Here is a 13,032-nt window from a genome sequence, read left to right as displayed (position 1 = left end):
GTAAGCTATTGAATTTCCTACTATTTAGTGGCAAATTGTCATCCAAGTGGCTGTAAAACGACAAATTCGTCATTCCGCTACTAGTTAGTGGAATCTATACCGCGAATGAATCGCGGTATGACGGTTCGCGGCGGCATAACGATAAGCTCGTCATCCCGCTACTAGTTAGCGGAATCTATGCTAAGAGATACCGCGAATGAATCGCGGTATGACGGTTCGTGGCGGCATGACGTAGAGCCTACATTAACTATAGAAACAAAAAGGAGGATTATCATGTCCACAATAATTTTATCATCAATTTTTGGTCAAGCAGGCAGCATTTTTGGTCCAATTGGCCAGATTATCGGCTCAGAACTCGGTGCTCTTCTTGGTGCCCAGCTTGATGGTGCGATGTTTAGCCTTGATGCTGAGCAGAAAGTAACGCATGGTGCGAGACTAAAAAATCTGCAAGTTCAAACCTCAACCTATGGAAGGACGATACCAATTATCTATGGCACTGCTCGCATTGCAGGGAACATTATTTGGTCACAGCCAATAAAAGAAGAGGCGATAACCACCAAAAGCAAAATTGGAAGAGGTATGAATGTTGAGTATAATTACTATGCAACGCTTGCAATTGCGATCTGCAAGGGGAAAGTAGAAAAATTAAACAGAATCTGGGCAGATACAACATCACTTAGCTTTGATGAAATAGATTATACTTTTTACCGCGGTACAGAAGACCAAAATCCTGATCCATTTATGTCGTCAATCGAAGGTGTGCCGGCTTATAGGGGAATATCTTACATAGTCATCAAGAATTTTCCTTTAGCAGACTATAATAACCGCGTTCCGGTATTCACATTTGAAGTGCAGACTATATTAAAGCCTAGCGGATTTTCAGTAGTAGAAAATATTCAGAATATCAATATAATACCAGGCTCAGGAGAGTTTGTATATGATACAAAAATACAGAAGAAAATCGCGCAAGAGAAAATAAGCAGCAACCAATATATCCCATATGGGCTAGCACAAAGGGTAAATCATAACAACCACACTAAAAAGAGCGATGCAGTGCTTTCTTTGGATCAATTAAAGGGAGATTTACCAAATGTTGAGTGGGTATCGGTAGTAGTCAATTGGTTTGTGAATGATCTGAACATTAAAGATTGTAAAATATACCCTGCAGTTGAATTTCAAGATGATTCCGCAATATTACCTGATGATTGGCAAGTAGGAAGTAGTACCAGAGATGATGCTCAGCTAATTTCAAAAGATGATAATGGAAACCCAAGATATGGTGGCACAGTTAGTGATTCAGCGCTAATAAGATATATAGAAGAGCTACACAGCAGAGGCTACAAGGTGATGCTCTATCCGATGCCCTTACTTGATACAAAGAACAAAGAGTGGCGAGGAAGATTGAGCGGGGCTCCTCAAGATATAAGTGATTTTTTTAAGAATCAGTACAACAAATTTATAGAGCATTATGCAAGCATTGCCAAACAAACTAAAGTGGAAGGGTTTATCATTGGTTCTGAATTTGTTGAACTTACCAAAATCAGAGATGAAAAAGGTAATTACCCTGCAGTGGCAGAGCTAGTTAAGCTTGCAAAGCAGATAAAACTTGATCTTGGAAAAGAAGTAACAGTAACTTACGCTGCGGATTGGAGCGAATACCACTCATATGATGGTTGGTATAATATGGATGAACTGTGGTCTTCACAGTACATCGACGTTGTTGGCATAGATGCTTATTTTCCACTGACTGATGGTCCAGAGCCTCCTTTTGGCTATTCTGCGGAAGATGTAATGGGTGGTTGGAGCAGTGGAGTGGGGTATGATTATTTCTATGATTACTCAAAAAGTGAGCCTGAAAAAGTAAAGTATAACGACAGCAGGTATGCGTGGAAAAATATAGAGAAATGGTGGAGTGAAACTCACATAAACCCCGGTGGTAGTAAAACAAAATGGCAACCAAAAATGAAAAAAATATGGTTTACTGAATATGGATTTCCCAGTATGAACGGCTGCACTAATGAGCCAAATGTGTTTGTTGACAAAGGCAGCATAGAGAGCAAATATCCACGATATTCAAACGGAGAGGTGAGCTTTCTTTCACAAAAAATTGCAATTGAAGGAACGCTAAAGAAGTGGCAAAGCTCAGAAATGGTAGAAAAAATGTTTCTCTGGGCATGGGATGCAAGGCCATTTCCTTACTTTCCCAATTTGTGTGATGTGTGGGCTGACTGCCATAACTGGCAGTCAGGACATTGGATTCAGGGAAAGCTTTTACAGCTTAATATTTCCGATGTTTTATTGGATCTGTTACAAAAAACAGGTTTAAAAAGCAATCAGTTCGATACAAGCAACGTCAAAGGGTTATTGTCTGGATATGTAATAAATGACCAGCAACCCGTACGTTCAATTATTAAAATGCTGCAAAGTTGCTATTTTTTTGATGTGGTTGAACAGGGCTCTAAATTGAAATTTGTCCAAAAGGGCAGGGGAGTTACAACTGTAATGCCAATTGGTGAAACGGTTTTCAGTAACAATTCAAAACTTGTTAATATTAGTCAACTGGATTTAAACAATAAAGTTAACGTCGTTTATTTTAATCGCAATTTTGGCTATCCAATTGATGTTAAATATGCTGAGTTGCCAAAGCAAGGCACTGCTGCAACAGTTGAAATACCGCTCATTATGGAGGAGGGAGAGGCACAAAATATCGCTGAAGTTTTACTTTATTCTTCGTGGCAAGAGAGAAATATATACAATTTCAAGCTACCGATAAAATATGCATGGCGTTGGTTATGATCACTCTATATATAAGCTCTCTTTTCCTTCAACAAGGTCACTTATGCTGAAGGAATACCCTCCTTCTCACATCAGCAAAACCATCATAGAAATGATAGATTTACCGTATGTTAAAGGTAATAGCGCAAGCTTTACTTTAATTAATGAGGAAAAGAATTGGAAAGGAGCAACACTCTTTATTTCGTACAACGATAAGGATTATAAGCCTATCGCAAGCACAAATAAACAGTCTACTTACGGATATGTAATGGAATCTACCGATGAGGGGCTTGTAATAGTATTACGTTTTGGTAAGCTGCTAGGAATTATCGATTCAAATTCAGCATTAATCGGAAAAGAGATAGTGAAATTCCAGAGTACTAAACTCATAGATAAAAATAAATATAAGCTTAGCAACCTAATTAGAGGGCAAGAAGGTACTAAAGAGTATGAGCATACAGGAGGTGAGAAATTTACCTTACTTGATGATTCAATAATTTCTTTTGAAGTGCAATCAGGGAGAAAATTTTACCTCAAAGCAGTGACTTATGGTGATTCGTTGGATAACACGGAAGCAAAGGTCCTGAACAATTGATGCTCAGTATTTAAACTTAAACCTGAATAATCAAAGATAAGGTATTGAAATTCAGGCTTTTTATGATTTTAGCTTAAGATTCCAGTGTCAAAGCACATAACTGTACGAACATTGTGATTTGAATCCACTAGGAGGGTGTCATTCCAGTGCTTGACACTGGAATCCAGCTTTTTCATAATCATCAAAACGTTGTATAAAACGGCTACTTTTATACTTAATAAAATTCCTGGATCCAAGTAGTCAAGGCACTGGGATGACAAAGGAGGACAGTGTCCGCTACTCGAATGACATCGTTTACTATGTAACATTGTACTTATACTAATGAAAAAAATATATTATAATCAAGTATATTTAATCCAGTAAATCATTAAGTGAAAACAGCTCTTTCGCAAAATATCATCTCTCTTATTATGATATTGTCTGTAGCAATTGTCGATATGGCAACTGACCTATACTCAGTTGCACTACCAAGCATTGCCAATTATTTTAAAGTAGAAGGCAGTGTAGTGCAGCTTACAATTAGCTTGAATCTAGTTGGATTTGCAGTATCTGGATTAATTTATGGTCCATTATCGGACCATTATGGTAGGCGTCCAATGATGCTGATTGGTATGACAATTTTTACTTTAGCAAGTATCATGTGTTATATAGCCGACAGTATTGCGCTCTTGATACTAATTCGCTTCATACAAGGAGCAGGGGCTGGTGTTGCAGGTGTTGTTGGGTATGCAGCAATAAGGGATATGTACTCGGGTAGTGAATACTCGAGAGTAATTTCAAAGTTAAATATGGTAGTGGCACTCTCACCTGGAATAGCTCCAGTGGTGGGCGGTTATATAATTTCACATGGGTATAGTTGGAAATTTTTGTTTTTTATTATATCACTTGCGGCAATTGCTATGCTTATTTTTATTTACTTTAAGTTACAAGAAACACTCATTGTGAATAAAAATGAAACCAGTATAACTAACATAACTACTAATATCTTCAAGCAATATATATCAATATTTAGAAATTATCGTTTCCTTGGGTTTTCAGCCATTCATGGATTAACTTTCATGTGGCTTTGGGCATATGTTGCTAACTACCCGTTCATATTTGAATCAATGGGCATTGAAGTACAGTATTTTGGCTACCTCATATCGATCATAGTCATATTTTACATAATTGGAACTTTAATTAATAGAAGGTATGTACCAAAAGTAGGGGTGAGCAAAATGCTAATAATAGGTTTGGTGTTACCGATAATATCCGATAGTTTATTGGTATATTTTTATTTCGCGGACAAGTTAAATATATTAATTCTTCAAGTTGCCTGGATTCCAGCCAATATTGGGCTTGCATTAGTAATCAGCAATAACGTAACTTCTGCTTTAGAAACGATCAAAGGTATAGGGCTTGGTAGTGCAGTCCTCTCATTCTGCAATATGATGTTTGGGGCTATTGGAATATATATAGTAGGAAAATTTTTTCGCTATGGCATTTTACCAAATTTACTATTAACAATAATATGCTCTACAATTGCGATTCTTATGTACAGCCTGCTCAAATATACTGAAAAACATGGGCATTATTTGCGTGATCCAGGAACATAAAGGTCATAGATTATTAACGGCTTTGCCGTGATAATATAATTTTACATGGAGGTGTGGGATGAGTAATGTAAATAAAGATATAGTAACAGATAATTTTGGAAATGCTCCTTTACATTGGTCTGCTCTAAATGGCGAAAAAGATGTAGTAAAAGCCCTATTGGGTGAAGGGGCAAATGTTGATGTACAAAATGATAAAGGAGAGACTCCTTTACATTGGGCTGCTGAAAAGGGCCATAAAGATGTAGTAAAAATTCTATTAAAAGGAGGAGCAAATGTTAATGCAAAAGATAATAGTGGATGTACTCCTTTACATTTGGCTGCTCTAAATGGCAAAAAAGATGTAGTAAAAGCCCTATTGGATGAAGAGGCAAATGTTAATGCAAAAGATAATAGTGGATGTACTCCTTTACATTTGGCTGCTCTAAATGGCAAAAAAGATGTAGTAAAAGCCCTATTGGATAAAGGGGCAAATGTTGATGTACAAAATGATAAAGGAGAGACTCCTTTACATTGGGCTGCTGAAAAGGGCTATACGGATATAGTAAACACTCTGTTAGGAAAAGGAGCAGATGTTAATGCAAAAAATGATAAAGGAGAGACTCCTTTCAATTCAGCCACTGATAAAGGAATACAAGATCTATTGCAAAGCGTAAAAAAGGCCAATGATAAACTGCTTAAGGCTGCTGAAAACGGTAATATTGATGATGTAAAAAATCTGTTGGTTGAAGAAGGAAAAGCACAGGTTAATGCAACAGATGATTCTGAAAATACTCCTTTACATTTGGCTGTTGAAAAGAATGACAAAGAGGTAGTAGAAGCCCTACTGAAAGTAAATGGGATCAATGTTAATGCACAAAATAAGGGTGGATGGACTCCTTTACATTTGGCTGCTGGAAATGGCGAAAAAGATGTAGTAAAAGCCCTATTGGATAAAGGGGCAAATGTTAATGCACAAAATGATAAAGAAGAGACTCCTTTACATTCTGCTGCTCGAAATAACAACAAAGAGGTAGTAGACGCTCTAATAAAAGCAGGAGCAAATATTAATGTAAAAGATAAAGATGAAAAAACTCCTTTCGATTTAACTACTAACGAAGAAATGAAAACTCTATTTCAAAAAGCCGCAGAAAGCCCTGATGCTGGTTTAATTGATGAGCCATCGACGGATAGTAAAGGGGTTCAAGAAGAAGATGCTGGTACAGAAAAGAAAGAAAAGCAAGAAGGTGATGCTAAATCAGAATCAGACATTGCAGAAAAAGGAACTGGTGTAAGCAACGGTAGTCAACCTACAGGACCTACACAAAATAATGGAGGACAACCCACCACCAGTGCAGGACAAGGAACTGGTGTAAGCAACGGTAGTCAACCTACAGGACCTACACAAAATAATGGAGGACAACCCGCCACCAGTGCAGAAAAAGGAACTGATGTAGCAACCGGAAGTGCACAGCCTATTGCTCCCATAGAACCTGCACAAACAGAAGAACAGCCGAGCTCTTTTTTTGGTAGTTTGTTTAGTATACTTATGAAGCCTTTTTCATTAATTGCATCATTTTTTGGTGGGGTTTTTTCATGGTTGTTTGGGTCTGATGAGCCAATACAATCATCATCTGAATCTGACCAACCAGTTGTGTTAGAACCACCGAATAGTTCAGGAGACCATGACATAATATAGCTAAAGGTTTACTAGATTCCAGCGTCACGCGCTGGAATGACATCCTCTCTAAGTAGCCTCCTTCTTGTATCTTGTCAAAAGCATCTAATGTTTTAAGCTTAAGCATTAGGTGGAGAAGGGAGGAACTCTGTGCTTCCTCTTAGATATAAAATCTGTAGAGGAGATAAGAATTCCCTTCTCAAAAGTATAGGCTGGACGGTATCGTAGAAAGACCTGAATGGTTCTAATTCTGTATTCACAAGACTAGCCTTACTTTTCATTTTTAATGGTAACGTATGGGGTTATATATGATCAACAACTTTTTGGGCATAGATATATCAAAAGATCGCTTTGATGTTTTTCTCTCATTTATAAGCAAAAAAGGAAAGCGTGAAACTAGAAAAAGAAGCTTTAAGAACGATGATCATGGGTTTCAAAGTCTACTGAATTTTCTACACAAACATAATGTAGAAAAAGTAAAAACCTGCATGGAATCTACTGGTTGTTATAGCGAAGCACTGGCTGAATTTCTACACAATGCTGGACATTTTGTAAGTGTTGTAAATCCTTATTGCATAAAATCTTATGCAAGGAGTAAGCTGATACGACAAAAGAATGATCAGACCGATGCAGAAGTTATTGCTGATTATTGCCAAAGACAGGAACCTTCTAGTTGGACACCACCTTCTCCTGAAATGAAAAAATTAAAACATCTTTATCGTTGCTCAGTTGCGTTAAAAGATGAGTTAACATTAGTAAATAACCACTTAGAAAAAAAAGAGAGACTGCCTAAAGAAGTTGCAAATGCTTGGGAAGACCTTGCAATGAATATAGCTCAAAAAATAGAAACAATAAAAAACTCCGTACGTGAACTATTAAATCAACACAAAGAATTGTTGGAAAATTTTCAACTTCTATTGACTATTCCAGGCATAGGAGAAGAATCAGCAATAGCTATTTTAGCTGAAGTTTCTGATATAGAGGTTTTTAGAGATGCCAGGCAATTGGCAGCATATACAGGAGTTATACCACGAAATATGACGTCAGGTTCCTCTGTATATGCCAAACCCAGATTAAGTAAATCCGGTTCACAAACATTACGTAAGGCACTTTTCTTTCCTGCCATAGTAGCTAAGAATCACAATCCTATCATTATGAGCTTTTGCCAAAGATTAAAGGAAAAGGGTAAGCATAATATGGCCATCGTTGGTGCTGCAATGCGTAAGCTACTCCATATCATTTTCGGTATTCTGACATCCAAAAGTGCTTTTGATCCTAACCATATCAAAAACTACAGGGCTAGGAGGTTGACTGAAGGTTTAGTACTTTAAAATCAAAAATGCTTCCTATCTATCTTATGTAAAGTGGTATCTTACACAAATTTATTGAATGTTGTTGGTTAGTGGATATGTTGATAAGTAAACTTCATCTGTTTTGTGCGTATAAAACTAATTTACTTATCAACATATCCACTAACTATAATCTGTGTACTGTTACACAATTGGAAGTATTTTTTGATTTTATGATGCAACTTGGGAAATTTTTATAATTTTTTTGTTGACTAACAAGACGGTATCTCCTCTATGGTAATAGTTTTTTTACCAGTATAAGCTGTTTCTCCATAGCTTCCTTTATCGCCGTAAAACTGTACTAATTTAGTACCTGCTGGAATATTTGCCGGTATCTTCACCTTTCCCTTTAATTTTCCCTGGTTGTTAGCTGTGAGCATATTTTTTTACCTCTTATACAGTAGGCTGAATGACGATACCATCGAACTTCACCTCCTTGAGCTTTTCATTTGGCTCAAAACCTTCAATTTCAAATTCTGTACTGCTTCTCTCATAAATTCAGCTTCGTATGAGGCACTTGACAACAGCTCTGTTGTTTCTTTAACATTAAATACTCTGGTTACTGGACTTTTCCAGTTTGTTTTTACCTCTGTCCAGTGGTCAATATTTTTATTGAGGGTAATTTGTGCAGGAACTGGATCAAAAGCTTGATATGGATTGATCTTTTCTCCTTTGGTCTGTAAAAGCTGCTCCAGTACCGGCTCAAGTTTGTATGGCAATAAATAAGGTTCTTTACTCCTTTCAACATCAATGATTTCTACGTTTATCGGCAATATCAGTTCCTTATTTACTATCGCTGCAGACTGCGAAATTCCTTGATCACGCATATCATCATCAAAGAATGGGTCAACAAATACTCCTTTTTTGGTGGTAGGTTCTCTTGAATTTGCATCATTGCGTAGACGTTCCTGTGCAACTAGCGCATAAAGATCATTTATTCCCTTCTTCATTGCTTCAAGTTCATTCATCGGTACTGCGTGAATAGCATTGTTCACTACTTTTATTTTTTTGCCTTTTTTCCACGTCTGATGAATGTAGCAGAGCAAAAGTTGTCCGCTAGGTGCTTTAGGCACCGATGGTCGCCAAGGGTGAGCTATGCCTTTTATCCTTCTTATTGCGCCTTTTGCATCTATAGTAATTAAATCAAAGCGTGGCATTTTCCAGGTGTAATCAATCAGAACCAAGCTGTTATCAACTGCTCCTTTTACTTTACATCCCTCTTCACTTATATCTTCAGGGCTTACGTGGGTACGGCAACGATAAGTTATTTGATAACTACTTCCAGGAGCTGGCTCTTTGCCGGGTAATGACCAATCAACGTTTCCTGCATTTAACTTATAGTCTGTACTGTTTTCATAAATAATATTGCCTTGTTTAATTTGAATAATCTCAAGTACTGCAGAGTCAGGTATCGGATCAATGGCTCCTGAATATGAACCGTGAGTAACAGTAATGGTTTTTTGAACAGTTATATCTACTTTTTTAATTTCACTTATTGGAAAATCATTAACTTTAAGTTCCATTACTCTTTGGCTATTTGGCTGAAAAGTATGTGGTTCTGATTCAACTGATTTTATATCTGGATCTTCATCAAAAGAAACACGAATACTGTGAGGAAGTTCAATCTCATAACCATCAACATGAGCTTTGCCCTCATTAATCACAAATATTTCTCCACCTTTTTCGTCCCTTTGCAAAAACATTACTTCAAGGCCATTTACAACGTAGGAACCATTGGCTTCTTTGTCATAACGAGCAAGAGCGGTAGTTACTATGTTTGCTTGTGGTGGTGGTGAATATTCTATTAATACTCCATTTTCAATATTATAAATTGGATAAAATTCTCCTTCAGAAAAACGTGGAGAAAGACCTTCTGCTTGATAACCCCAAATGGTGGAAACTTTAAGCCTTGCTGCCCCTACTTCTTGATAATTACGTGTACCAACAGCAGGATCACGAAGATTTTCGTCCTCAAGTTCTGTAATGGTGGATTCTAGATAATAAACACCTATACGCACTGTGGTACTCAGTGGAATAACAAATTCTTTTGCTTCTACTTTTCTAACTGCTCCACGAAGATAGATTTTTCCTCCCTCAAGCGTAGCTTTACCAGTTTTTGCATCTATAATACAATTGCTTCCTGTTATAACATCACCATCACGGAATATTGCATCACCTATGCCTTTAAGCTTAGAGAGAGCATATTCTTGGGTTTCGTTTAATTCTGCTGACTGTAGACCTCTTCCTGCAAGAAATAAGCTTTTTTCGTATTCTTTGTCAGGATTAAAGCGGTCATAATAGGCGTTTAAAGTCATTTTATTCTAGAAAAATTCAAAAGGTTACAACAAATGAAAAAGTCTCTCTTGTAGCAGAAGTCCTGATTAATGGTACTGTATGTTCCAAAATCAATAAAATCCCATGGTCTTCTATGTCTTGGAGTTCAAAATATCTCTGTCCTGTAGGTAATCCTTCTTTTACTTTAGTACCAACCATAACCCCAAGCTCCCGTATAACTTGATTTGCTGCGTCTGTGAAATCGAAAGTAAATTTAAGGTACAAGTTATTGGTTGGTACATTAGAGGGTTTAAACCTACCTGTAGGAGTTAGAAGCTCTCCATTCTCATCACCTGTACAGAAGAGAACCTCATCAACAACACGACGTCCAACTTCCTTAATTAATGTTGCAGAAGTAATTAGTTCCGGTGGTGTGTCTTGAGTATACTCTATAGTGATTACGCTATCTGCTATAATTGCACCATTTTCTACACGCTCAATAGCGCCTGCGCTACTATCAACTATATAATCTATGCTTGACTGATAAATTGTTTGCCCTGTATAAACTTTTACATCTTTAATAGTGTGGTGATCTAAACTTATCTTGCCGCCTGCTGTAAAAGTTTTTTCAACTTTGTAGCTGCTTTCCCAGGTAGAATCTCCAGATCCCCAAGCAAGATGTATTGGTTGCTCTTTTATGCTCGCAGCAATAGCTGCTCTGCCTGATTGTGTGAGTACTGACATAGTTGATTGTGCAGTTGATATTATGTATATACAAGATCCGTGGAAAAAACGTCCAATTTTTTTGCAATAATAGGATCAAAATCTTTCCAAGGGCGATTTAAGTGGCGATGTTCATGCCAAGTAACCATACCTAGATAGAATGCTGCTACGTAATTTTCTAGCTCATGAATGGGATCTTTCTGTTTTGAATCTGAATCATTTTGACAATCAACATGATATTCCATTAAATTAGACTCTATTATTCTTTGATCAGTAAAACTCTTTGCTTCGTAGTAATAAGTTATACTAAACCGCTCTAAAATCGGTGTGCATCGAAAGTTCCAAATTTGCTCAGAAAGTTTATCTTCACTTAAGTGAAATGTATGCTCTATTTCTTCATAAATAGTCGATGCAAAACAAGCATTTATATCCCCTAAATTCCAACTATCTGACAATACTATCAATGCTTTAGCAAACTTAATTTCTGGCAATAAACTCTGTGGTAGAGGATGTAGTGCTTCTAAGTTGTACCACTCATGATTTCTTTCATATGTACCGTTGTAATTCTTCATGTGAGGTTCTGTCTCTCCTAATATTGCAACATCTAACCTATATAAATCATTACTGTAACTTCTATCATAATGTGATCTAAAAGTGCCAAATTTAAATCTTGGATTTCCTATTTTCAGCTCAAATGAGTTTTTTCTTCCAAACGATAATACTGGTCCTTCTTTTGCTATTTTTACACCTGAGTAGTCTGAAAGAAGATCTCCAAAAATACTTTCATCTAACATAAACCGCTGAGCATTGTAATAGTCATTGAATATTCGCATTAATCGAGATCTTGCCGGTGCAGAAAGTTTTGCCAGAGCAATTACACTATCGACAAAAAAGTCATTAGGAACATCAGAGATGCCAATTTGAAATTCAGCAAAATGCTCTCCTGGTGGTTCTTCTTGAATGGTAATATTATCAATGTTTGCCCACTTCAGCGCCATCTTCAGTGACTGTGGTGTACCGCGCAAACGTTGAAATCTTATTCCGTTTTGCTTAGCTAAGACCCATTCTTTTAATGCACTCTTAGTAGCTTTCTTACCCCAGGATAAAATTTCTCCCAAGCCGTATTCCGCTACTAGCCACGGCAACATTTCAGTCTGTGGGTTAAATTTAAATCCCCGTAGAGAATTTGCATCAAGAGAATAATTAATTATGTCTGTAAGTATTTGCTCTTGCTTTGAAGCATTTGGAGGAAGTATCACCAATTTTTACCTAACACTTAAATTATTTAAAGTAACGCATTCATTATCTTGCACGACGATGTCTTCTATCGGCTCTGTAAGCTCTATATTCTGCATACCTTCTATAAAGAGGTGGGCAATAATCCATGATCTGGTAACATTCCACCCTAAACCTTTAGCAGATTCAAGATCTTTGATAAATTGTTCCTTTGCAGCTTCGATAACATCTTTGGATGCAGTAGGGTAAATATGCACTTTAGCATGAATAGTAATGGGAATAATACCACAGCCAATAACTGTAAGCGTATCTGTTAATACACGAATATCATCGCGAATAACGTGATTTCTGACGATCTCTAGCAATTCTTCTGAAGGTACTCCATCATTTTCTGTGGAAAGTATTGAAATCTGTACACTTCCTGGTATAGGTGATACCACTTGCGCATCTTTTACTCTTGTGTCAGTAGATAATGCATGATAACGATAATGCTCTTTGCTTCCTGCTGTTGACCAACCAACAATTTTGGCTTTTACCCGCTTTCTTAAGGATTCATCATCCTCTGATTCCTTCCGCACAACGCCATAAAATTCAGCTAAGAGATTAAGGTCATTGTCCTTTGCAAAAGCAAGTAAATTTGCTTTTGCTGCATCATTAATCCTTTGCCTAAGCAAAAGTTCACGCCAGGCTGCCACTTCCAGGATTTTTATTGCTGGATCACTCTCAGTTAGCGCAGAAAAATTTTTATCTCTATGAACTAACTCTTCTTTCATGCGAGAAAAGATTTCCTCAAATTTTAATGTTTCGACAATATTTGGTGTTTTCATCCTA

General features: G+C 37.0%; 10 protein-coding genes and 1 pseudogene. 5 read left to right on the top strand and 6 right to left on the bottom strand.

The genetic code is table 11. The features are described 5' to 3' along the window. Positions 1 to 177: 177 nt before the first annotated feature. Both ABWU75_RS02980 and ABWU75_RS02975 read left to right on the top strand, forming a co-directional pair. The gene (locus ABWU75_RS02980; RefSeq protein WP_353287042.1) at positions 178 to 2,796 is read left to right on the top strand and encodes a glycoside hydrolase TIM-barrel-like domain-containing protein; all 2,619 of its coding nucleotides are present in this window, start codon (positions 178 to 180) and stop codon (positions 2,794 to 2,796) included. A gap of 43 nt (positions 2,797 to 2,839) precedes the next feature. Beyond that, positions 2,840 to 3,370 (top strand): hypothetical protein, encoded by a 531-nt coding sequence (locus ABWU75_RS02975; RefSeq protein ID WP_353287041.1) that lies wholly within the window; start codon positions 2,840 to 2,842, stop codon positions 3,368 to 3,370. Between the two features lie 68 nt (positions 3,371 to 3,438). Here ABWU75_RS02975 and ABWU75_RS02970 read toward each other — a convergent pair whose 3' ends face one another. Further along, positions 3,439 to 3,678, bottom strand: a complete 240-nt coding sequence (locus ABWU75_RS02970) for a hypothetical protein (RefSeq protein WP_264732387.1) — start codon at positions 3,676 to 3,678, stop codon at positions 3,439 to 3,441. Positions 3,679 to 3,780: 102 nt separating this feature from the next. On the opposite strand from ABWU75_RS02970, the gene ABWU75_RS02965 reads away from it, so the two are divergent. From ABWU75_RS02965 to ABWU75_RS02955, 3 genes are all read left to right on the top strand, one after another. Next, positions 3,781 to 4,965, top strand: coding sequence for a multidrug effflux MFS transporter (locus ABWU75_RS02965; RefSeq protein ID WP_253309931.1), 1,185 nt, complete (start codon positions 3,781 to 3,783; stop codon positions 4,963 to 4,965). A 58-nt stretch (positions 4,966 to 5,023) separates the two neighbouring features. Next, a complete protein-coding gene (locus ABWU75_RS02960; protein ID WP_353287040.1) occupies positions 5,024 to 6,640 on the top strand; it encodes an ankyrin repeat domain-containing protein in 1,617 nt (538 codons plus the stop codon). 287 nt (positions 6,641 to 6,927) lie between these two features. Further along, on the top strand, positions 6,928 to 7,950 hold the full coding sequence (locus ABWU75_RS02955) for an IS110 family transposase (protein WP_353286589.1): 1,023 nt from the start codon (positions 6,928 to 6,930) through the stop codon (positions 7,948 to 7,950). A gap of 230 nt (positions 7,951 to 8,180) precedes the next feature. Here the strand turns inward: ABWU75_RS02955 and ABWU75_RS02950 are convergent, their stop codons facing one another. From ABWU75_RS02950 to ABWU75_RS02930, 5 genes and pseudogenes are all read right to left on the bottom strand, one after another. Continuing rightward, a complete protein-coding gene (locus tag ABWU75_RS02950) occupies positions 8,181 to 8,348 on the bottom strand; it encodes a hypothetical protein (RefSeq protein ID WP_353287079.1) in 168 nt (55 codons plus the stop codon). 13 nt (positions 8,349 to 8,361) lie between these two features. After that, positions 8,362 to 10,283: pseudogene (locus tag ABWU75_RS02945) on the bottom strand (DUF4815 domain-containing protein). Positions 10,284 to 10,299: 16 nt separating this feature from the next. Next, on the bottom strand, positions 10,300 to 10,986 hold the full coding sequence (locus ABWU75_RS02940) for a hypothetical protein (RefSeq protein WP_065094337.1): 687 nt from the start codon (positions 10,984 to 10,986) through the stop codon (positions 10,300 to 10,302). 20 nt (positions 10,987 to 11,006) lie between these two features. Continuing rightward, positions 11,007 to 12,224 (bottom strand): phage tail protein, encoded by a 1,218-nt coding sequence (locus ABWU75_RS02935; RefSeq protein WP_264951371.1) that lies wholly within the window; start codon positions 12,222 to 12,224, stop codon positions 11,007 to 11,009. A 6-nt stretch (positions 12,225 to 12,230) separates the two neighbouring features. Further along, positions 12,231 to 13,028 (bottom strand): baseplate J/gp47 family protein, encoded by a 798-nt coding sequence (locus ABWU75_RS02930; RefSeq protein ID WP_065094335.1) that lies wholly within the window; start codon positions 13,026 to 13,028, stop codon positions 12,231 to 12,233. Positions 13,029 to 13,032: the final 4 nt, after the last annotated feature.

It is taken from the genome of Wolbachia endosymbiont (group A) of Anthophora plumipes (genome assembly GCF_964028115.1).
Classification (GTDB): Bacteria; Pseudomonadota; Alphaproteobacteria; order Rickettsiales; family Anaplasmataceae; genus Wolbachia.
The sequence above is the reverse complement of the archived record's forward strand: the minus strand, read 5'-3'. Positions and strand labels throughout refer to the sequence as shown.

Coding starts and splice junctions, on each gene's coding strand:
- ABWU75_RS02980 (WP_353287042.1), top strand. CDS start 178: ATGCTAAGAGATACCGCGAATGAATCGCGGTATGACGGTTCGTGGCGG.
- ABWU75_RS02975 (WP_353287041.1), top strand. CDS start 2,840: ATGCTGAAGGAATACCCTCCTTCTCACATCAGCAAAACCATCATAGAA.
- ABWU75_RS02970 (WP_264732387.1), bottom strand. CDS start 3,678: ATGTTACATAGTAAACGATGTCATTCGAGTAGCGGACACTGTCCTCCT.
- ABWU75_RS02965 (WP_253309931.1), top strand. CDS start 3,781: ATGATATTGTCTGTAGCAATTGTCGATATGGCAACTGACCTATACTCA.
- ABWU75_RS02960 (WP_353287040.1), top strand. CDS start 5,024: ATGAGTAATGTAAATAAAGATATAGTAACAGATAATTTTGGAAATGCT.
- ABWU75_RS02955 (WP_353286589.1), top strand. CDS start 6,928: ATGATCAACAACTTTTTGGGCATAGATATATCAAAAGATCGCTTTGAT.
- ABWU75_RS02950 (WP_353287079.1), bottom strand. CDS start 8,348: ATGCTCACAGCTAACAACCAGGGAAAATTAAAGGGAAAGGTGAAGATA.
- ABWU75_RS02940 (WP_065094337.1), bottom strand. CDS start 10,986: ATGTCAGTACTCACACAATCAGGCAGAGCAGCTATTGCTGCGAGCATA.
- ABWU75_RS02930 (WP_065094335.1), bottom strand. CDS start 13,028: ATGAAAACACCAAATATTGTCGAAACATTAAAATTTGAGGAAATCTTT.